At 67.5% G+C, this 20466-nt stretch carries 18 protein-coding genes; 9 read left to right on the top strand and 9 right to left on the bottom strand.

What is annotated here, in order from left to right; translation table 11 throughout:
• Nucleotides 1-521: 521 nt before the first annotated feature.
• The 6 genes from ABDJ85_RS15605 to ABDJ85_RS15580 all read right to left on the bottom strand — a co-directional run bounded on the left by ABDJ85_RS15605 (nucleotide 522) and on the right by ABDJ85_RS15580 (nucleotide 5472).
• Nucleotides 522-1751 carry a cystathionine gamma-synthase family protein gene (locus ABDJ85_RS15605; protein ID WP_347705708.1) on the bottom strand — a complete coding sequence of 410 codons (1230 nt, stop codon included), beginning with the start codon at nucleotides 1749-1751 and terminating at the stop codon, nucleotides 522-524.
• A gap of 87 nt (nucleotides 1752-1838) precedes the next feature.
• On the bottom strand, nucleotides 1839-2627 hold the full coding sequence (locus ABDJ85_RS15600; RefSeq protein WP_347705707.1) for a peptidylprolyl isomerase: 789 nt from the start codon (nucleotides 2625-2627) through the stop codon (nucleotides 1839-1841).
• 52 nt (nucleotides 2628-2679) lie between these two features.
• Complete coding sequence (locus tag ABDJ85_RS15595) at nucleotides 2680-2943, bottom strand: BolA family protein (protein WP_347705706.1); 264 nt, start codon at nucleotides 2941-2943, stop codon at nucleotides 2680-2682.
• Nucleotides 2940-3587: a septation protein A gene (locus ABDJ85_RS15590; RefSeq protein WP_347705705.1), complete on the bottom strand. Its 648-nt coding sequence runs from the start codon at nucleotides 3585-3587 to the stop codon at nucleotides 2940-2942. Before ABDJ85_RS15590 ends, ABDJ85_RS15595 begins: the two co-directional genes overlap by 4 nt.
• An 18-nt stretch (nucleotides 3588-3605) precedes the next feature.
• Nucleotides 3606-4001, bottom strand: coding sequence for a peptide-methionine (R)-S-oxide reductase MsrB (msrB, locus tag ABDJ85_RS15585; RefSeq protein ID WP_347705704.1), 396 nt, complete (start codon nucleotides 3999-4001; stop codon nucleotides 3606-3608).
• A gap of 10 nt (nucleotides 4002-4011) precedes the next feature.
• A complete protein-coding gene (locus ABDJ85_RS15580; protein ID WP_347705703.1) occupies nucleotides 4012-5472 on the bottom strand; it encodes a protein adenylyltransferase SelO in 1461 nt (486 codons plus the stop codon).
• 78 nt (nucleotides 5473-5550) lie between these two features.
• Between ABDJ85_RS15580 and ABDJ85_RS15575 the strand changes: the two genes are divergently transcribed.
• From ABDJ85_RS15575 to ABDJ85_RS15550, 6 genes are all read left to right on the top strand, one after another.
• Complete coding sequence (locus ABDJ85_RS15575) at nucleotides 5551-7203, top strand: 3-(methylthio)propionyl-CoA ligase (RefSeq protein ID WP_347705702.1); 1653 nt, start codon at nucleotides 5551-5553, stop codon at nucleotides 7201-7203.
• A 100-nt stretch (nucleotides 7204-7303) separates the two neighbouring features.
• Entirely contained in the window at nucleotides 7304-8545 is a 1242-nt protein-coding gene (locus ABDJ85_RS15570; protein WP_347705701.1) for a branched-chain amino acid ABC transporter substrate-binding protein, read from the top strand.
• A gap of 231 nt (nucleotides 8546-8776) precedes the next feature.
• Nucleotides 8777-9739, top strand: coding sequence for a branched-chain amino acid ABC transporter permease (locus ABDJ85_RS15565; RefSeq protein WP_430765559.1), 963 nt, complete (start codon nucleotides 8777-8779; stop codon nucleotides 9737-9739).
• Nucleotides 9736-11037 (top strand): branched-chain amino acid ABC transporter permease, encoded by a 1302-nt coding sequence (locus ABDJ85_RS15560; RefSeq protein WP_347705699.1) that lies wholly within the window; start codon nucleotides 9736-9738, stop codon nucleotides 11035-11037. Before ABDJ85_RS15565 ends, ABDJ85_RS15560 begins: the two co-directional genes overlap by 4 nt.
• The gene (locus ABDJ85_RS15555) at nucleotides 11034-11816 is read left to right on the top strand and encodes an ABC transporter ATP-binding protein (RefSeq protein WP_347705698.1); all 783 of its coding nucleotides are present in this window, start codon (nucleotides 11034-11036) and stop codon (nucleotides 11814-11816) included. Before ABDJ85_RS15560 ends, ABDJ85_RS15555 begins: the two co-directional genes overlap by 4 nt.
• 84 nt (nucleotides 11817-11900) lie before the next feature.
• A complete protein-coding gene (locus ABDJ85_RS15550) occupies nucleotides 11901-12608 on the top strand; it encodes an ABC transporter ATP-binding protein (protein ID WP_347705697.1) in 708 nt (235 codons plus the stop codon).
• Between the two features lie 92 nt (nucleotides 12609-12700).
• On the opposite strand, the gene ABDJ85_RS15545 is transcribed toward ABDJ85_RS15550, so the two are convergent.
• Complete coding sequence (locus ABDJ85_RS15545) at nucleotides 12701-13240, bottom strand: GGDEF domain-containing protein (protein WP_347705696.1); 540 nt, start codon at nucleotides 13238-13240, stop codon at nucleotides 12701-12703.
• A gap of 171 nt (nucleotides 13241-13411) precedes the next feature.
• Between ABDJ85_RS15545 and ABDJ85_RS15540 the strand changes: the two genes are divergently transcribed.
• From ABDJ85_RS15540 to ABDJ85_RS15530, 3 genes are read left to right on the top strand one after another with little or no spacing between them, the layout of a single operon-like run.
• The gene (locus ABDJ85_RS15540) at nucleotides 13412-13966 is read left to right on the top strand and encodes an ECF-type sigma factor (protein ID WP_347705695.1); all 555 of its coding nucleotides are present in this window, start codon (nucleotides 13412-13414) and stop codon (nucleotides 13964-13966) included.
• Nucleotides 13967-13984: 18 nt separating this feature from the next.
• Nucleotides 13985-16729, top strand: a complete 2745-nt coding sequence (locus tag ABDJ85_RS15535) for a protein kinase domain-containing protein (protein ID WP_347705694.1) — start codon at nucleotides 13985-13987, stop codon at nucleotides 16727-16729.
• A gap of 39 nt (nucleotides 16730-16768) precedes the next feature.
• Nucleotides 16769-17155, top strand: coding sequence for a hypothetical protein (locus ABDJ85_RS15530; protein WP_347705693.1), 387 nt, complete (start codon nucleotides 16769-16771; stop codon nucleotides 17153-17155).
• 40 nt (nucleotides 17156-17195) lie between these two features.
• Here ABDJ85_RS15530 and ABDJ85_RS15525 read toward each other — a convergent pair whose 3' ends face one another.
• Complete coding sequence (locus tag ABDJ85_RS15525) at nucleotides 17196-18092, bottom strand: J domain-containing protein (RefSeq protein ID WP_347705692.1); 897 nt, start codon at nucleotides 18090-18092, stop codon at nucleotides 17196-17198.
• Nucleotides 18093-18200: 108 nt separating this feature from the next.
• Nucleotides 18201-20390, bottom strand: a complete 2190-nt coding sequence (locus ABDJ85_RS15520; RefSeq protein ID WP_347705691.1) for a sodium-translocating pyrophosphatase — start codon at nucleotides 20388-20390, stop codon at nucleotides 18201-18203.
• Nucleotides 20391-20466 lie beyond the last annotated feature (76 nt).

Here is a 20466-nt window from a genome sequence, read left to right as displayed (position 1 = left end):
TGCGACAACGGGTCGCCGGGGCTGCGTACGGCGCGCCGCTGAAACGGCCTTCGCTGCGCTGCGGCTGCTCTGCGGTGCTCAGGCATTTGGCCCGCCGCACAACTCGCTTCACTCACTGCGTTCGTTCCGCTCAAACAAGGTGCGGCAAGTCAGTTGTTGAAGCGCGCGAGTACGCGCGCGGGCCAAATGCCTTGCGCTCCTCGACGTTTCAGAAGTTGCGCCGCACGCAGCCCCGACACCCCGTTGCAAGCGGCCTGGTGTCGCGGTCGAGCAAACCCAGTCGTGCCGGCAAGGCGGTGGGTGGGGTCGGGGTGGGGGGACTTTGGGCGAAGCCGAGCAGCACAGGACTTGGGCCGGCGCGCGTACTCGCGCGCTTCAACAACTGACTCGCCGCAACTGTTTGACCGGAGTGAGCGCAGCGAACGCAGGGAGTTTTGCGGCGCGGCCCAAGTTCGCGCAGCGCAGGGCACCCGAAGGGCAAGCCCCCTGAACCCCACCCCGGCCCCGCACGCCGCCTTGCTTCAACCCAATGCTTGATCGAAATCGGCGATCAAATCGCTCGCACTTTCCAGCCCCACAGACAGCCGCACCAGCCCCTCGGCAATCCCCATCGCCTCACGCCCAGCACGCCCCATCTCCCAGAAGATGGTCGGCGCCACCGGGATGATCAGCGTGCGCGTGTCGGCCAAGCCCGTGGCCTTCAAAGGCAGGCGCAGGCGGTTGATGACGGGCACCAGTTGCTCGGGGTCGCGCAGCTCGAAGGCCATCATCCAGGAGCCGCAACCGCCGAACCAGTCGCGCGCGCGGGCGTGCTCGGGGTGGCTTTCCAGCATCGGGTAGTGGACGGCGGCAATGGCCGGGTGCTTCTCAAGATGGCGGGCCAGTGCCAGGGCTGTGTCGCTGCTGCGCGCCAGGCGTAGGGGCAGGGTCTCGGCGCCGACGAGGATGCGGTGCGCTGCCTCGCTGGACAGCGTGCCGCCCATGTCGCGCAGGCCCTTCTTGCGGATCTGCTGCAGGCCCCAGCCGCGCGGGTCGCCGCTGCGGTAGCCGCTGAAGATGTTGGGGTAGCCCGACCAGTCGAAGCAGCCGGTGTCGGTCACCGCACCGCCCAAGGCCTCGCCGTGGCCCGAGAGGGTTTTGGTCAGCGAGTTCATCACCAGGCCCGCGCCAAAGCGCTTGGGCTGCAGCAGCGCCGGTGAGGTGACGGTGTTGTCCACCACATAGAGCAAGCCGCGCGCCTGGCACAGCGCGCCGATGCCGGCCAGGTCGGGGATGCGGGTGCTGGGGTTGGCGATGGTCTCGACGAAGACCATGCGCGTCTCGGGCCGCAGCGCCGCCTCGACGGCGGCCACGTTGCCCGCATCCACCTTGGTCACGGCCACGCCCAGGTCCTGCAGCGTGCCGAAGAAGCTGTTGGTGTTGCCGAACACGCGGCTGCTGGTGATGAGGTGGTCGCCGGCCTTGAGCAGTGTGAGGAAGATGGCCGACAGCGCCGCCATGCCGGTGGCAAAGCTGACGGTGCCGATGCCGCCTTCCAGCTCGGTCACCAGGCCCTCCAGCGCGGCCGTGGTGGGCGTTCCCTGGCGGGCGTAGTTGAAGGCGCCCTTGGCCTTGCCCTGGAAGACGGCGATGAGGTCCTGCACGTCACCATAGGCGTACTGCACGGAGGGGTGGATGGGCGCGTGCACGCCGCCGAACTGGGGCTCGGGGCCGGTGGCGTGGACGAGTCGGGTGCTGAGGTCGTCGGACATGGTGTTCGCGGATGGCGTGCTGAATTGGAACCCAGAAACAACAAGACCCGCCAGGGCGGGTCTTGCAGTGGTGTCAGTGTCCGAGGATCACTGGCTGAACTGATAGTCCGTCTTGGCACGCTTGATCAGGTCGACCATGTAGTCCTGCATCTTCTGCTGCTCCAGGCGCTGCTTGACCTGGGCCTTCACGTCGTCAAAGGCCGGGAAGGTGGACTCGCGCGTGTCTTCGAGCTTGATGATGTGATAGCCGAACTGGCTCTTCACCGGCTCTTCGGTCATTTGGCCCTTTTGCAGGGCGACCATGGCCTGGCTGAACTCGGGGACGAAGTTCTTGGGGTTGGCGAAGTCGAGGTCACCGCCATTGGCTGCGGAGCCGGTGTCCTTGGAGTTCTTCTTGGCCAGCTCTTCGAAGCTGCCGCCGGCCTTGATCTGCTTGATCAGGTCCTTGGCTTGGTCTTCGGTCTCAACGAGGATGTGGCGGGCGCGGTATTCCTGGCCGCTGTTGGCAGCCTTGAACTTGTCGTACTCGGCCTTGGCGAGTTCGTCGGTCACGGGGTTCTTGGCGCGCACTTGCTCCAGCAGGCCGCGCTCCAGGATGGCCTGGCGGGCCAGTTCCATCTGGGTCTTGTAGTCGGCCGACTGCGGGATGCCGGCACGCTCGGCTTCCTGCATGACGATCTCGCGGCGGACGACTTCGTCCTTGACCTTGGCCTCCAGCTCCGGCGTGCGGGGCTGGCCGTTCTTGGTGACCTGGGACATCAGGGCCTCAAGGCGCGCCTTGGGCACGGGCTTGCCATTGACGGTGGTGATGTTCTGCGCGATGGCAGCCACGGGGAGCAGGGCGGCGACGGCCGCAGCAAGCACAAGCTTCTTCATGTCGGTAGAGGGGTGTCTGACGAACGGAATGCGCAGCAAAGGCGCGGAGAGATCAGTGCTCGTCGGGGGTTCGGGTGTCCAGGCTCAAGGCGTGGATCCCCCGCTGCATCAGGTCGGAAAGGCAATGATAGACGAGGCGATGTCGGGCGACCCGTTGCAGCCCGGTAAAGCGGCTGCTCACGACAGTCACGTGAAAGTGACCACCCTCGCGGGCGCCGGCATGCCCGGCGTGATCGGCGCTGTCGTCGCGGACGGTCAGTTCGAGCGGAGCGAATTCTGCGCGCAGCCGCGTTTCGATCACCGTGCCAAGGGTCATGCCTTCTCGGCCTCTTCGGTCTTGGAGTCCTGCGGCGGCAGGTGGCGGCTCAGGTACATGCCCTGGGCCAGGGTGAACACCAGCAGCAGCCCGGTGGCGCCCCAGGCCTTGAAGCTGACCCAGGTGGACTCGCTGAAGTTGTAAGCCACGTAGAGATTCAGCACCCCCATGGCGCCAAAGAACAGCACCCAGGCGCGGTTGAGCTGGCTCCAGACCTTGGGCGGCAGCTCCAGCTCGGCGCCCAGCATGCTTTGGATCAGGTTCTTGCCGAAGAAGGTGGCCGAGCCCCAGAACACCAGGGCCATGCCCCAGTAGAGGCCGGTGGGCTTCCACATGATGAAGGTCTTGCTGTGGAACCAGACCGTGGCGCCGCCGAGCGTGACGACGAGCACCAGGCTGACCCAGAGCATCAGGTCCACCTTGCGGCCTTGCAGCTTGACGACCAGCACCTGCAGCAGCGTGGCAGCAATCACCACCAGCGTCGCCAGCATCACCGGGCCTTCGTCCACCCCCACCTTGCCGCCCGAGACCAGGAAGCCGAAGTGCTCAGTGGCGAAGGCAGCCGCCCACGCCGCATGGGTCTCGGCGTACTTGTAGGTGCCGAAGAAAAAGATCAACGGCAGAAAGTCGAGCAGCAGCTTCAAGGCGGCGTACCTGGTGGGTCAGCGGGGCGCAAAGTCTATCGCCGCCGAATTGATGCAGAAACGCTCGCCCGTGGGGGCTGGGCCATCCGGGAAAACGTGACCCAGGTGGGCGCCGCAGCGCTTGCAGCGCACCTCGACACGCACCATGCCGTGGCTGCGATCGACCACGCGCTCGACCACCTCGGCGTCAGCCGCGGCCGAGTAGCTGGGCCAGCCGCAGCCGGCGTCGAACTTGGTCTCGGCCTCGAAGAGCGTGGTGCCGCAGCACACGCAGTTGTACTTGCCGTCTTGCCAGTGGTCCCAGTACTTGCCGGTGAAGGCGCGCTCGGTCGCGGCGTGGCGCGTCACTTGGTACTGCGTCGGGTCGAGCTGCTCGCGCCACTCGGCGTCGGTCTTTTGCACGGGGTAGGGCATGTTGGGGTCCTCAGGATGAACACGAGACTTCGAGATGCTGCGCCCAGTCCGGGGGCAGGGCGGCATCCGAGGCTCGCTCGGGTTCGTCGAAGGGCGTGCTCAAAACTTTCAGCAAACGCTGCACTTCGCTGAAGTCACCGCCCTCGGCCGCACGGATGGCTGTCTCGGCCAGGTGGTTGCGCAGCACCACGGCAGGGTTGCTGCGCAGCATCAGGGCCTGCGGCTCGGGCTCGCGGGTGATGCGGGCCTGCCAGCGCGCGTGCCAGGCGTCAAAGGCTTCGCGGTCCAGCACGTGGTCGCGGATCTCGCCGTCGCCCCGGGCCAGGCTGCGGAAGCCGCGTGTGAAGTCGGCCCGCGCGGCGGCCATCAGCTGCAGCAGCTCGTCGATCAAGGCCTGGTCGCCGTCCTCTGCATGGCTGATGCCGAGCTTGGCGCCCATCTGCCGCAGCATGGCGCCCTTGAACGCGGGCTTGAAGGCCTCGACGGCGTCCAGCAGCCGCTCTCCGGCGGCCTCCCGGTCACCGTCCAGCAGCGGCACCAGGGCCTGGGCCAGCGCATGCAGGTTCCAGAACGCGACCGAAGGCTGGCGCGCATAGGCGTAGCGGCCGCGCTCGTCGCTGTGGTTGCAGATGTGGCCGGGGTCGAAACCGTCCAGGAAGCCGAAGGGCCCGTAGTCCAGCGTGAGGCCCAGCAGGCTCATGTTGTCGGTGTTCATCACCCCATGGCAAAAGCCCACGGCCTGCCAGCGCGCCATCAGCTCGGCCGTCTGCTCGGCCACCTGCTGCAGCAGGGCCACGGCGGGCTCGGGGGCCTGCAGGCAGTGCGGCGCGTGCTCATGCAGCGTGTGGTCCAGCAGCTCGCGCAGCTGCTCGTGCTCGCCGTGGTGGGCGAAGTGCTCGAAGTGCCCAAAGCGCAGGAAGGACGGCGCCACCCGCGTGACCACTGCGCCGGTCTCGATGCGCTCGCGCCGCACCGGCAGGGCCGACCCGATGACGCACAGCGCCCGCGTCGTCGGGATGCCCAGCGCCGCCATGGCCTCCGAGCACAGGAACTCCCGGATCGATGAGCGCAGCACCGCACGGCCGTCGCCCATGCGCGAGTAGGGTGTGAGCCCGGCGCCTTTGATCTGGATCTCCATCGACCCCGTCGGCGTGGCCACCTCGCCCAGCAGGTGGGCGCGCCCATCCCCCAGCTGCCCGGCCCAGACACCGAACTGGTGGCCGCTGTAGACGCTGGCCAGCGGCTGCATGCCCGGCCAGGCGGCGTTGCCGGCCAGCACCTGCAGGGCCTGCCAGTCCGGGCGCTCGGCCCAGTCGGCCGGCCAACCGAGCAGGGCGGCGGTACTCGGGCTGGTGGCCACCCAGTGGGGGTCGGGCAGGCCGGTGGGTGAGAGCGCTGTGTAGAAGCGCGGGCCCAGCGTGGCAAAACGGTTGGGCCAGGGGGCGCTTGGGCCGGCGTCAATCGGGGTCATCGCGCCAGTGTAGGAACTTGACTTTGGCCCTGGTCCGCGTGGGTAGACTCGCCGACCCCCCTTGCCGAGGAGCACACCATGTCGTTGATGGGTCAGATGATGCAGCAGCCGCTGCTGATCTCGTCGCTGCTGCAGCACGCGGCGCGGCACTTCCCGAATGTGGAGATCGTCAGCAAACGGGTCGAGGGCGATGTCCACCGCTCGACCTGGGCCGCCGTGGCGCGGCGTTCGCGCCAGCTCGCGCAGGCCTTGGCCCGGCTGGGCTGCGCGCCCGGCGACCGCATCGCCACGCTGGCCTGGAACGGCTACCGCCACCTGGAGATCTATTACGGCAGCTCGGGCTCAGGGCTCGTCTGCCACACCATCAACCCGCGCCTCTTCCCCGAGCAGATCGCCTGGATCGCCAACGACGCGCAGGACGCGGTGCTGTGCTTTGACCTGAACTTCCTGCCCTTGGTCGAGAAGCTCGCGCCGCAGCTGACGAGCGTGCGGCACTTCGTGCTGATGGTGGGTCGCTCGCACATGCCGGCCAGCACCAGCCTGCCCAATCTGCTGTGCTTCGACGAGTTGGTGGACGCTGAAGACGGCGCCTACAGCTGGCCACAGTTGGACGAGAACACGGCCTCCAGCATTTGCTACACCTCGGGCACCACCGGCAACCCCAAAGGCGCCGTTTACAGCCACCGCTCCACGCTGCTGCACGCCTATGCCTCGGCCCTGCCCGATGCGATGAACTGCTCGGCCCGCGACACCATCCTGCCCGTGGTGCCGATGTTCCACGTCAACGCCTGGGGCCTGCCTTACTCCTGCGCGCTGGTGGGTGCCAAGCTGGTGCTGCCCGGCCCACACCTCGACGGCAAGAGCCTCTACGAGCTGTTCGAGAGCGAAGGCGTCACCTTCAGCGCCGGCGTGCCCACGGTGTGGCTGGGCCTCATCACCTATGTCAAGTCGCAGGGGCTCAAGTTCAGCAGCTTCAAGCGCACCGTGATCGGCGGCTCTGCCTGCCCGCCGGCCATGATGACGACCTTGCAGCAGGACTTCGGCGTCGAGGTCATCCATGCCTGGGGCATGACCGAGCTCTCGCCGCTGGGGACGCTCTCCAAGCTCGGCACCCAGCAGCTCAAGCTGCCGCCCGACGAGCAGCGCAAGCTGCTGGAGAAGCAGGGCCACGTCATCTACGGCATCGACATGACCATCATCGACGACGACGGTCACGCCTTGCCCTGGGACGGGCAGAGCGCCGGCAACCTCGTCGTGCGGGGCGGCTGGGTGATCGACCGCTACTACGGCATGCCCGCCTCGCCCCTGGTCAGCGTCGACGGTGAGCCGGGTTGGTTCCCCACGGGGGACGTGGCCACCATCGATGCCCATGGCTTCATGCAGATCACCGACCGCAGCAAGGACGTGATCAAGTCCGGCGGCGAGTGGATCAGCTCCATCGACCTCGAAAACATCGCCATGGCCCACCCGGCCGTGCATGAGGCCGCCGTCATCGCCGCCAAGCACCCCAAGTGGGACGAGCGGCCGCTGCTCGTGGTGGTCAAGAAGCCCGACGCTGCGGTCACCCGCGAGGAGCTGCTCGCCTTCTACGAGGGCCGCATCGCCAAGTGGCAGATCCCCGACGACGTGGTCTTCGTGGCCGAGCTGCCGCACACCGCCACCGGCAAGATCCAGAAGCTCAAGCTGCGCGATCAGCTCAAGGACCACGTTCTCGCTCAGTCCCCTGCGTGACAGATTCGCGCAGGGAAACCCCCAGCCCTTCAGAAAGCTTGCTGGGCTACCGTGGCCGTTCGCGCCCCGGGACCCATCCCGCACATCAAGGAGACAAGCCATGATTGCCACCCCCCGCACCCTCGGCCGCCTGGCCCTTGCCGCATCGCTGGCGCTTTCAATGGCTGCTGCGCACGCGCAGAAGGGCCAAACCGTCAAGCTCGCCTACATCGACGCGCTCTCGGGCCTGATGGGCCCCATCGGCCAGAACCAGGTCAAGAGCTTCCAGTTCTATGCCGACAAGTTCAACAAGAGCAACCCGGCCGGCGTGAAGTTCGAGATCGTCACCTTTGACAACAAGCTCAGCCCCGCCGAGACGCTCAACCACCTCAAGGCCGCCGCCGACCAAGGCATCCGCTACGTGATGCAGGGCAATGGCTCCAGCGTGGCGCTGGCGCTGTCCGACGCCGTGGCCAAGCACAACGAGCGCAACCCGGGCAAGGAGATCGTCTACCTCAACTATTCGGCGGTGGACCCCGACCTCACCAACAGCAAGTGCAACTACTGGCACTTCCGCTTTGATGCCGACACCTCGATGAAGATGGAAGCCCTGGGCTCCTACATCCAGGGCCTGCCCGACGTGAAGAAGGTCTTCCTGCTGAACCAGAACTACGCGCACGGCCACCAGGTCGCCAAGTACGCCAAAGAAATCCTGGGCCGCCGCCGCCCCGACATCCAGTTCGTGGGTGAAGACCTCCACCCCCTGGCCCAGGTGCGCGACTTCGCGCCCTACGTCGCCAAGATCAAGGCCAGCGGCGCCGACTCGGTGATCACCGGCAACTGGGGCTCTGACCTCACCTTGCTCATCAAGGCCGCCAATGAGGCCGGCCTCAACGCCAAGTTCTTCACCTACTACACCGGCGTCTCGGGCACGCCCACGGCACTGGGCCAGACCGGTGCCGGCCGCGTCTTCCAGGTGGCCTACAACCACTACAACATGGGCGGCGAGATGCAGAAGGACATGGACGCCTACCGCGCCAAGTTCAAGGACGACTTCTACACCGGCGCCATCATCCACATCTACGCCACGCTCACCACCGCCATGGCCAAGGCCAAGTCCACCGACCCCGTCAAGGTGGCCGCCGCGCTGGAGGGCCTGACGGCCAAGAGCTTCAACGGCGAAGTGCAGATGCGCAAGACCGACCACCAGCTTCAGCAGCCGCTCTACGTGTCGGTCTGGCAGAAGGCCGATGCCAAGTACCCGTACAGCCCTGAGAACACGGGCATGACGCTGGTGCCGGTGAAGGAGTACCCGGCGTATGTCGCGAGCACGCCCACTTCTTGCCAAATGAAGAGACCGTAGTGTTGGCCCCTCGCTCAGGTCGCGGCGCTGAACGCGCGCGAGCCTGATCGGTCCCCCGAGGGGACGGACACGTCTGCGGCCTTGAGCCGCAGGCGCGTCCAAGTGGGCCGGCTTGGGGCGGCCCGGCGCTCGGCCCGGGAAGCCAAAGAAGACAGAGCGCGCACGCTCGACGACGTGGACCAACTCTTCATCAACCTCCTCAACGGCCTCTCCTCAGGCCTGTTGCTCTTCATGCTGAGCTCGGGCCTGACGCTCATCTTCAGCATGATGGGCGTGCTCAACTTTGCTCATGCCAGCTTCTACATGCTGGGCGCCTACGTGGCCTATGCGGTGACGGGCGTGGTGGGCTTTTGGCCGGCTTTGCTGCTGGCGCCGCTGATCGTGGGGGCCGCTGGTGCGGGCTTTGAGCGGCTGGTGCTGCGGCGGGTGCACAAGTTCGGCAATGTGGCCGAGCTCTTGATCACCTTCGGCCTGTCCTATGTGGTGCTGGAGGTGGTGCAGTTGGTGTGGGGGCGCACGGCGGTGCCGTTCTCGCCGCCGGCAGGTTTGCAGGGCTCGGCCTTTACCGTGGTGTCCACAGCGGGGCAGGGCATGAGCCTGGTGCTGGGCAAAGCGCCGGCCGAGGTGTGTGCGGCGGCGGTGGCCTGCTCGACCTTCCCGCTCACGCGGGCCTTCATGATGGCCGTGGCCTTGCTGATGCTGCTGGCGCTGTGGCTGCTGCTCACGCGCACACGGGTGGGGCTGGTCATCCAGGCGGCGCTCACGCATGCCGAGATGGTCGAGGCCCTCGGGCACAACGTGCCGCGCGTGATGATGCTGGTCTTCGGCGCTGGCTGTGCGCTGGCGGCGCTGGCGGGGGTCATCGGCGGCATCACCTTCGTGACCGAGCCCAATATGGCCGTCATCGTCGGCAGCATCATCTTTGTGGTCGTCGTGGTGGGCGGCGTGGGCTCGCTGGCCGGGGCCTTTGTGGGCTCGCTGCTCATCGGCTTGCTGCAGACCCTGCCGCTCACGGTCGATGGTTCGCTGGCCACGCTGTTCACCAGCTGGGGCTGGCGCATCACGCCCGAGACCCTGGGCTACCCGCTGCTGCGCCTGAGCCTGGCGCAGGTGGCGCCCATCCTGCCCTATCTGCTGATGGTGCTGATCCTGATCTTCCGGCCCCGGGGCCTGCTCGGCACGCGCGACGAATGACGACTCCGCGTAGCTATTACCGCTTCAAACCCTACAACGGCGCCCGCTGGCTGCTGTGGGGCCTGTACGCACTGCTGCTGTTCGTGGCCCCGCGGGTCTGGAGCAGCGGCCTGGGCCAGACCCTGCTCAGCCAGGTCGGCATCGGCATCATTGCCTGCCTGGCCTACAACGTGCTGCTGGGGCAGGGCGGCATGCTGAGCTTTGGGCACGCGGTGTACAGCGGCATGGGGGCCTACCTCGCCATCCACACGCTTAACCAGGTCGGTGCCGGGCAGCTGGGCCTGCCTGTCAGCCTGGTGCCGCTGGTGGGCGGCGTGGCGGGCCTGGCCAGCGCAGCGCTGCTGGGCTTTGTGTCCACCAAGAAGTCGGGCGTGCCCTTTGCCATGATCACGCTGGGCCTGGGTGAGCTGATGTGGTCGATGTCGCTGATGCTGCCCGAGTTCTTTGGCGGCGAGGGCGGCATCTCGTCCAACCGGGTGATCGGCGCGCCGGTGCTGGGCATCAGCTTCGGCCCGCAGATCCAGCTTTACTACCTGATCGCCGTCTACTGCTTTGTCTGCACGGCGGCGCTGTTTGCACTGACACGCACGCCGCTTGGCCGCATGCTCAATGCCGTGCGCGACAACCCCGAGCGGGTCGAGTTCATCGGCTACGACACCCAGTGGGTGCGCTACCTGGCCTTCATGATTTCGGGCTTCTTTGCCGGCGTGTCGGGCGGGCTGTGGGCGCTCAATACCGAGATCGTCACCGCCGAGGTCGTGAGCGCCACGCGCTCAGGCGCCTTCCTGCTGTTCACCTTCCTGGGCGGGGCCACCTTCTTCTTCGGGCCCGTCATCGGTGCGGTGTTGATGGTGGTGGGCCTCGGCATCCTGTCCGAGCTGACGCGCGCCTGGCTGCTCTACCTGGGGCTGATCTTTTTGGTGATGGTGATGTACGCCCCCGGCGGCGTGGCCAGCCTGCTGATGATGAATCTGCGTGTGGCCGCGTTTGGCAAGCTGCGCGCCTTCTGGGCCGGCTACCTGGCCCTGGCCGGCAGCCTCGCCACGGCCCTGGTGGGCGTGGCCTGCATGATCGAGATGCTCTACCACCGCCAGCTCGACGCGGCGATGGGCAATGAGTTGCGCTTCATGGGCGCGGTGCTCGACACCAGCTCGGTGGACGTGTGGCTGGGCGCCGCGATGCTGCTGGGCGTTGGCGTGGGTGCTTTCGAGATCTCCCGCCGCCGCTTCAAAGCGGACTGGGACGAAGCTCAGGAAGAGATCGACAAAGAAATCAAACGCAGGGAGGCCGCGCTGTGAGCACGCCCGCCCCCACCCCCGCACTCGAACTGCGCCAACTGCACAAGGCCTTTGGCAAGACGGCCATCATCCGCGGCGCCAGCCTGGCCGTGCAGCCGGGCGAGCGCGTGGCCATCATTGGCCCCAATGGCGCCGGCAAGTCCACGCTCTTCAACCTCATCAGCGGGCGCTTTGCGCCCACCAGTGGCGAGATCCTGCTGAACGGCCGCCGCATCGACGGCGCCAAGCCCTATGCCATCAATCGGCTCGGGCTCTCGCGCAGCTTCCAGGTCTCCAACCTCTTCACCCATCTCTCGGTGTTCGAGAACCTGCGCTGCGCGGTGCTCTGGAGCCTGGGGCACCGCTACGCGTTCTGGAAGTTCCTGGCCGACCTCGACGACGCCAACGACCGCGCCGACGAGATCATGGAGCTGATCAAGCTCGACAAGCGGCGCGACGTGCTGGCCGTCAACCTCACCTATGCCGAGGCCCGCGCGCTGGAGATCGGCATCACCATCGCCGGCGGTGCCAACGTGGTGCTGCTGGACGAGCCCACCGCCGGCATGAGCCAGAGTGAGACGCGCCGCTTCATGCACCTGATCCGCACCGTTACCGAGGGCCGCACCCTGCTCACCGTCGAGCACGATATGGGCGTGGTGTTCGGCCTGGCCGACAAGATTGCCGTGCTCGTCTACGGCGAGGTCATCGCCTTTGACACCCCCGAGGCCGTGCGCGCCGATGCGCGGGTGCAGGAGGCCTACCTCGGCTCGGTGCTGGCGCAGCATGGGGGCCAGACATGAGTCGGGACGAGCGCAGGGCCGCCCCAAGCCAGACCGACATCCCCCCGGGGGATCGGCCGACCTGCGGGCGGACGAGGGGCAGACATGACGCGTGAACTTCAGCTCAAAGGCCTGCACGCCTTCTACGGCAAGAGCCATGTGCTGCACGGCGTGGACATGGTCGTGCGGCCCGGCGAGATCGTGGCTCTGCTGGGGCGCAATGGCTCGGGCCGTTCCACCACCGCCAAGGCCATCATGGGCCTGGTGGACGTGCAGGGCGGCCTGCGCTGGGGCGACACCGACCTGGCTGGCCGCAAGCCCTATGAGATCGCCCGCCTGGGGCTCGGCTACGTGCCTGAGAACCGCGACATCTTCCCCAAGCTCACCGTGCACCAGAACCTGATGCTCGGCCAGAAGCCCGGCCGCCGTGGCCCCGGCCGCTGGAGCTTTGAGGACATGTACCGCCTCTTCCCCCGCCTGCTGGAGCGCCAGCACACCGAGGCCGGCGTGCTCTCGGGCGGCGAGCAGCAGATGCTCACCCTGTGCCGCACCCTGATGGGCGACCCTGACCTCATCCTCATCGACGAGCCCACCGAGGGCCTGGCGCCCAAGATCGTCGAGCTGGTGGCCGACTACCTGAAGGCGCTGCGCGAGCGTGGCCTGGCCGTGCTGCTCATCGAGCAAAAGCTCGCCATCGCGCTCGACATCTCGGAGCGCTGCTACGTGATGGGCCACGGCCGCATCGTGTTTGAAGGCTCGCCCGCCGAGCTGCGCGCCGACAGCCGGGTGCGCAAGGAGTGGCTGGAGGTCTAGCCGACCCCCCAGCCAGCCATAGGCCCGCCACCTTGCCCGCCGAGAGCGATGTAGGGAGGCTTCGGCGTTTGGGTGGCAGGGCAGCGGGTTTTTTAAAGTGTGCCCGTCAGCGGCTGCAGGCCAGCCTTGGCGGCCAGGGCCAGCTCCACGCCGCTGCGCCCGTCTTCCGGGAAGGACGCGGCGCCGAGGGACACCCGGCCGCGTACGCCCGACCCCTCCAGCGGGTCACGCTCCAGCCACTGGTGGCGCAGGCGCTTCTCCACCACGGCGGACTCGGCCTTGTTGGCCGTCAGCAGCAGCGCGTATTCATGGGTGCCGATCTGGACCACCTCGTCGGTGCTGCGCACGCTGCGGAACAGCCGCGCCCCGAAGGTGCGCATCAGGTAGGCGCGCAGCGCTGGCGTCACCGGCGGCGTGCCAGCCTCGCCCATTTCCAGGCGCAGCCACAGCACCGAGACCCGGTCGCCCTGGCGGCGGCTGCGGCCGAGCAGGCGCGAGACGCGCAGCCCCAGGTCACCCGGCGACTCCACCCACGCCAGTGGCGTGAAGCCCGAGTCGGGCACATCCAAGCCGTGGGCAGCTGCGGGCGGGAGCGTGGCCGCAGACGAGGAAGGGGTGGGTTCGAAGCTCATGGGTGTGGTGGGCCTGCGAAAAATTGGGGTGGAAACCCGGCATCTCCCATCGCCACGACTGATGTCGTCCTCCCGGCGCCGGACAATGAAGGGCTTCCATCTATCCAAAACGGAAGCGCCGCGCCGATCCCGACATGACGGCCCAAAGTTTTTTTGAGGGACCTTCGTTGCATGTCTGACATCACCCAGCTGCTGCAGGCCGCCAATGGCGGCGACCGGGCTGCGTCCGACGCCCTGCTGGCGGCCCTCTATGCCGACCTGCGCCGCCTGGCCCGCAGCCACATGCGCCGCTCGGGCGACCACACCCTGCTCAACACCACCGCCCTGGTGCACGAGGCCTGGATCCGGGTGTCGGGGGCCGAGGGCAAGGTCTTCCCCGACAGGGGGCGCTTCTTTGCCTACGCCGCCAGCGCCATGCGCGCCGTCGTCATCGACCTGGTGCGCGCCCGCCAGGCCGAACGGCGCGGCGGCGGGCAGGACGTGCTCACCCTCAATACCAACATCGCCGAGTCCATCCCCGGCCAGGACGACGACATCCTCCACGTTCACGAGGCGCTGGACGAGCTTGCCCAGCTGGAGCCCCGCCTCGCCCAGGTGGTGGAGATGCGCTACTTCGCCGGCCTCGCCGAGCCCGAGATCGCCGCCGCCCTGGGCGTGACCGAGCGCACCGTCCAGCGCGACTGGCAAAAGGCCCGGATCTTCCTGGCCGGCGCGCTCAAACGCTGATCAGGGCTTGATCGCACGATGACGCTCGACACCCTCGGCCGCGCGCGCTGGTTGCAGCTAAGCCCCTTGCTGGACGAGCTGCTCGACCTGGAGCCCACTGCCCGCCTTGCCCGCCTGGCCGAGCTGCGCGCCGCCGACCCGGCCTTGGCCCAGGACCTGACCCAGATGCTGGCCCAGGACGCCTCCCTGCAGGCCGAGGGCTTTTTGGCCCAGCCAGCCGCCGAGGCCTTGCAAGGCGCCATGCAGGAGCTTGATGCCGCCGGCCCCGACCTCGCCGGCCAGGCCCTCGGCCCTTATGTGCTGGAGCGCGAGCTGGGCCAGGGCGGCATGGGTGCCGTCTGGCTGGCCCGCCGGGCCGACGGGCGCTTTGAAGGCCAGGTGGCCGTCAAGTTCCTCAAGACCGCGCTCTTCGGCGCCGGGGCGCGCTTCGGGACGCTCGGCGGCGACCACGCCGGCAGCCGCTTCGCGCGTGAGGGCCAGATCCTCGCCCGGCTCTCGCACCCGCATATTGCGCGGCTGCTGGATGCCGGCGTCTTCGAGGGCCAGCAGCCCTACCTGGTGCTGGAGTACGTCGATGGCCAGCCCATCGACCGCTATTGCGAGCAGCACCAGCTCGGTGTTGAGGCCCGGGTGCGGCTCTTCCTCGACGTGCTCTCGGCCGTGGCGCATGCGCACTCGCGCCTTATCCTGCACCGCGACCTCAAGCCCACCAACATCCTCGTCAATGCCGACGGGCAGGTGAAGCTGCTCGACTTCGGTATCGCCAAGCTGCTGGACGACGCCGGCAACCCCGACGCCACGCGCATGACGGAGCTGACCCAGCGCGTCGGCAGCGCCTTCACGCCCCAGTACGCCGCCCCCGAACAGGTGCAGCTGCTGGAAGTGACCACCGCCACCGACGTCTACGCGCTGGGTGTGCTGCTCTACGTGCTGCTCGGCGGCCGCCACCCCACGGCCGACGCCACGCAAAAGCAGCTTGACCGCCTCAAGGCCCTGGTCGAGCTGACACCCAAGCGCCTCTCCGAAGCCGCCGCCCAGCACCCGGAAGGCCCGCTGCGTGCTGAGGCCAAGCGCCTGCGCGGCGACCTCGACACCATCCTCGCCAAGGCCCTCAAGAAGGCGCCCACCGAGCGCTACCCCAACGCCCAGGCCCTGGCCGACGACCTGCAGCACTGGCTCGCCCACGAGCCCATCAGCGCCCGCCCCGACAGCCGCTGGTACGTGGCCAGCCGCTTCGTGCGCCGCCACCGCGCCGCCGTGGCTGCCACCAGTGTGGCCCTGCTCGCCCTGGTCAGCCTCACCATCTTCAGCGTCCTCGAAGCCCACCGCGCCGAACGCGCCGAGCACCAGGCCGAGGAGCGCCGCCAACAGTCCGACGACCTGTTGGCCTACATGCTCGGCGACTTTGCCGACAAGCTCCGCCCCATCGGCAAGCTCGACCTGCTCGACAGCATCGGCGGCCGCGCGCTCAAGCACCTCACGGCCGAGGCGCCGACGCATGCCAGTGAAAGGCTGAACCGGGCCAAGGCCTTGACGGTGATTGGGGAGGTGCGCGTGACGCGCCGCGAACTCGATGCCGCGCTCGACGCGCTGCGGCCCGCCCAGGCCCTGCTGGAAGGCGATGCACCGTCACCCGACATGGTGGTGGATTGGTACAAGGCGCAGGGCGCCGCGCACTTCTGGGCGGGGCAAGCGGCTTATGTGGCACGCAAGATGGAGCCCGTTGGCCAGAACTGGAAACGCTACCTGGCGTCGGCGGAGCGCCTGCTTTCGCTGCGGCCTGATGATGCGCAGGCGGTGGTCGAGGTTTCCTCTGCCCGGAGTGCACTGGGTAGCTTGGCACTCAGGCAAGGGCGCTTGCCCGAGGCGGTGGAGTCATTCAAAGCGTCTGTGGCCATGAAGCGACGTGCTATGGCGGGTATGGGGGCGGAACAACAGGCGTCACTCGGGACCGATCTAGCCAGCTCGTTGAGCTGGTTGGGTCAAAGCCAGCTCTATGGCGGACACCTAAATGAAGCCATTGAAGCTTGGCAGCAGTCCATTGCGGAGTTGAGCAGAGCCTCGATGGGCAAGCCACCGACGGCCAGTGCGCGGTACAACGAAGCCATCTCCCGTAACTGGCTCGCCGAGGCTTTGCTTGAGGCGGGCTTGGTTGTCGATGCCAGGCAGGAGGTCGAGCGCGCCACCACCATGCTGCGTGGACTGATTGAGTCCGACGTCAGCAACCGAAGCTGGCAGATCACGCTGCTACAGGCGCGGCATATGGCGTTGGAGGTTAGTCCACTTGATGCGCCAGCGCTGTTGAAAGAGCTGGAACGGCTGGTTCACGACCTCGCCGCGTTTGAGGCAAGCGCATCTGCGCGACGCGTGCACGACCACATTCGCGCGGCGCGGCTGAAAGTCCGCCTGGCTCAAGGTGCCGCGCGCGAACGAGCCATGGAGGACTTGCGTAGCTTGCGCTTGCGCCTCAACCAGGAGCTGGATGCGAATCCGGGCCAGATGACGTCGGCGCGCAGCCTGGCACGGATTGATTTGGATTTGCTCAGTTATGCAGAGCCGGCGAAGCTCCAGAGCACCTGCGAACTGGCCTTGGAAGACACTCAACGCTTGCAGGCGGCAGTACGCGTGGACTACGTCATCACCGCCTACTGGCGCGAACTGCAGCGTTGCGAAGCTGCCAAGCATTTGACGCCGAGTGTGGAAGATGCCCGCAGTTGGCTGGCTAGCTCGAAGTGCGGTGTGCTGTGCACTCAAACGCGGTGATAGGGTCCACAGCCCCGACAACCCGCGAGGAGAGTAAGCATGACCGACTACGTGACGACCTACTACGTCCAGGCCAGTGTGGCCACCAATGGCGTGATGGCCAGTTGCAGCTACTTCACCGATCCGGAGTGCAAGCAGCCGGCAACGCTGCCGCTCAGCGTCTCCATCAGCCAGGGCTATTGCGATTTCGTCCAGGGAGATGGCTCGGACTTGGTGCTGCTCGGCGCCACCTACAAGACCCTGGGCCATGCTCCGGTGATGACCGATGGCAACTTTGCCGCCGCAAGCAATGGCACGGTTACCGTTCAGTTTCCCAAGGGGACCGAGGTGACCAAGGGGGTGGTGTTGATCTTCTCGGATCCCGGCAAAGTCGAGACGCTGTACCCCAGTTCTGACCCGGAAGTGAGCAACGGCGACCAGCCCTGAGCCAGCGGCAGGTGCCCTGAAGGCCTGCCCGGGCCTCGCCCTACCTCAACCCATACCCCGTCATCCTCGAATACCGCGTCCGCAGGAAGTCGACCGCCAGCCGGTCGTCGGCCTGCAGGCGTTGGCCGATGTAGAGCTCCTGGCGGCGTTCCTGGATCTGGGTGCGCAGCCGGGCTGCCATGATGTCCAGGGGGCGCAGGCCGGTCAGCTCGGCGCGCTCCACGGCCACGCACATGCGCGTGAGCGCCTGGGTGCGCAGCCAGGCCAGCTGGGCCTGGACCACGCGGGTGCGGGCCTGGACCATTTGCTCGCACTGCGACAGCCAGTGCTTGAGCGCGGGGGCGGTGCCCCCCAGCACGCGTTCGGGTGATTCGCCCGCCGCCAGCAGCAAGGCTTCCAGCCGCGCGCGGTTCTCGCTCGCGTAGGCCTCGTTCACGTCCATCATCTGTTGCTCGCGGGCCGTGCGCTCGGCGTCGGTGGGCGCGAGGTCGGGGTGCAGGCGCATGGCGGCGCGGCGGTACAGGGTCTTGAGCGTGGGCGGCGGCAGCTCGACGGTGTCGGCTGCGGGCTCCTGGGGCAGGGCTGGGCGCTCGGGCAACTGCATCAAGGCGGGGCCGGCGGTGACGCGGGGCGAGGGCGGTGGCGGCTGCAGGGGCTGGAGCTGCACGCCATGGCGCTGCAGGGCTTCGGCCAGCACGCGGGTGGCGGCGTGCAGTTCGCCTTCAACGGCGTCGAGTTCGGCGTACAGGCTGGCCAGCTGCGCGTCGTAGCGCGCGGCAAAGGCGCTGGCGCGGTGGTGGAGGGCGCCGTGCTCCTGCTCCAGGGTGTCCAGATAGTCGAGCAGCTCTTGCAACTGCTGGCGACGGCGCTGCAGCTCCAGCCGCGTCAAAGGGCGCTGGAGGGGGCTGATAGAGCTGCGGTCAGCCGGGCTCGACATGGTGCTGCGATTGTGCGGGCGAGGCTGGCGGGCCTTCAAATAAAAACAGCCCGCCGAGGCGGGCTGATTGCGTAAAAGCCGTCAGGCTTTGTGCGGTCTTGCCGGTGGTCAGGGCGCCGAGGCGGCCGAAGCGGCGGGGGCCGCGACCTCTGCGCTGGCGGCCGGGGCTACCACAGCGGCCGGCGCGGTGATGGCGCCGGAGTCGGGCGCGGGCACGGCCGTGGTCGGCAGGGGCAGCAGGGGCACGATCAAGAGCGCCACGATGTTGATGATCTTGATCAGCGGGTTCACGGCGGGGCCGGCGGTGTCCTTGTAGGGGTCGCCCACGGTGTCGCCGGTGACGGCGGCCTTGTGCGCCTCAGAGCCCTTGTTGTGGGTCACGCCGTTGGCGTCCTTGAAGCCTTCTTCGATCAGCTTCTTGGCGTTGTCCCAGGCGCCGCCGCCGGTGCACATCGAGATGCCGACAAAGAGGCCGGTGACGATGGTGCCCATCAGCAGGCCGCCCAGCGCGGCCGGGCCGAGGATCAGGCCCACCAGGATGGGGGCAGCCACGGGCAGCAGCGAGGGGACGATCATTTCCTTGATCGCGGCGGTGGTCAGCATGTCCACAGCCTTGCCGTACTCGGGCTTGGCCGTGCCTTCCATGATGCCCTTGATCTCCTTGAACTGGCGGCGCACTTCGACGACGACCGAGCCCGCAGCGCGGCCCACGGCTTCCATGGCCATGGCAGCGAAGAGGTAGGGGATCAGGCCGCCGATGAAGAGGCCGAGGATGACCTTGTGGTCAGACAGATCAAAGGACAGGTGGGCACCGCGCGCTTCGAGGGCGTGGGTGTAGTCGGCAAACAGCACCAGGGCCGCGAGGCCGGCGGAGCCGATGGCATAGCCCTTGGTGACGGCCTTGGTGGTGTTGCCCACGGCGTCGAGCGGGTCGGTGATGTCGCGCACGCTGTCAGGCAGGTCGGACATCTCGGCAATGCCACCGGCGTTGTCGGTGATGGGGCCGTAGGCGTCGAGTGCCACAACGATGCCGGCCATGCTGAGCATGGAGGTGGCAGCGACGGCGATGCCGTAGAGACCAGCCAGGCCGTAGGCCGAGTAGATGGCCGCGCAGACGAAGAGCACCGGCCAGGCGGTGGACTTCATCGACACGCCGAGGCCGGCAATGATGTTGGTGCCGTGGCCGGTGGTGGAGGCCTGGGCCACGTGCTGCACGGGGCCGTACTGGGTGCCGGTGTAGTACTCGGTGATCCAGACCATGGCGGCGGTGAGCAGCAGGCCAATCACGCAGGCGCCAAAGAGCGCCATCGAGGTGGTCTTGCCGCCAGCGGCGAGGTCGATGTCACCAGGGAACATGGCCTTGGTGACAAAGAAGAAGGCGATCAGGCTGAGCACGCCAGCCACGATCAGACCCTTGTAGAGCGCGGGCATCACGTTCTTCATGCCCGGGCTGGCCTTGACGAAGTAGCAGCCGATGATGGACGCGATGATGGATACGCCACCCAGCACCAGCGGGTAGACGACGCCCGCCAGCGCGGCCGGGCCGGTGATCATCAGGGCGCCCAGCGCCATGGCGGCGATCAGCGTGACGGCGTAGGTCTCGAACAGGTCGGCGGCCATGCCGGCGCAGTCACCGACGTTGTCGCCCACGTTGTCGGCGATCACGGCGGGGTTGCGGGGGTCGTCTTCGGGGATGCCGGCTTCGACCTTGCCCACCAGGTCAGCGCCCACGTCGGCGCCCTTGGTGAAGATGCCGCCGCCGAGGCGCGCAAAGATGGAGATCAGCGAGGACCCGAAGGCCAGGCCGAGCATGGGCTTCAAGGCGCCGCTGTCATGCCCGCCACCGATGGCGAGGTAGAAGCCGCCCACACCCAGTAGGCCCAGGCCCACCACCAGCATGCCGGTGATGGCACCGCCCTTGAAGGCGACGTCCAGCGCCGGGCCGATGCCCTTGGTGGCCGCCTGCGCGGTGCGCACATTGGCGCGCACCGAGATGTTCATGCCGATGAAGCCGCAGATGCCCGAGAGCACTGCGCCGACGACGAAGCCAATGGCCGTCATCATGCCGAGGCCGGGCACCACGGCGATGGCGATGGCCAGCACCACGCCCACGATGGAGATGGTGCGGTACTGCCGGCCCAGATAGGCGGCAGCACCTTGCTGGATGGCAGAGGCAATCTCCTGCATGCGGGCATTGCCCGCGTCCTGGCTCAAGATCCAGCTGCGCTGGATGAAGCCATAAAGCACTGCGGCAACGCCGCAGGCAAGCGCGAAATACAGCGCCGTTTCCGTCGACATGAAAGAGGTCTCCTAACGAGGGTTTAGCGTGCTTCATCCCGTAACCGGCTGAAACCGGCTCGGGGGGTCCTCGATC

Origin of the sequence: Roseateles paludis, assembly GCF_039872745.1 — a bacterium.
GTDB classification, from domain to species: Bacteria; Pseudomonadota; Gammaproteobacteria; order Burkholderiales; family Burkholderiaceae_C; genus Pelomonas; species Pelomonas paludis.
This window is presented reverse-complemented; position numbering and strand designations above follow the sequence as displayed.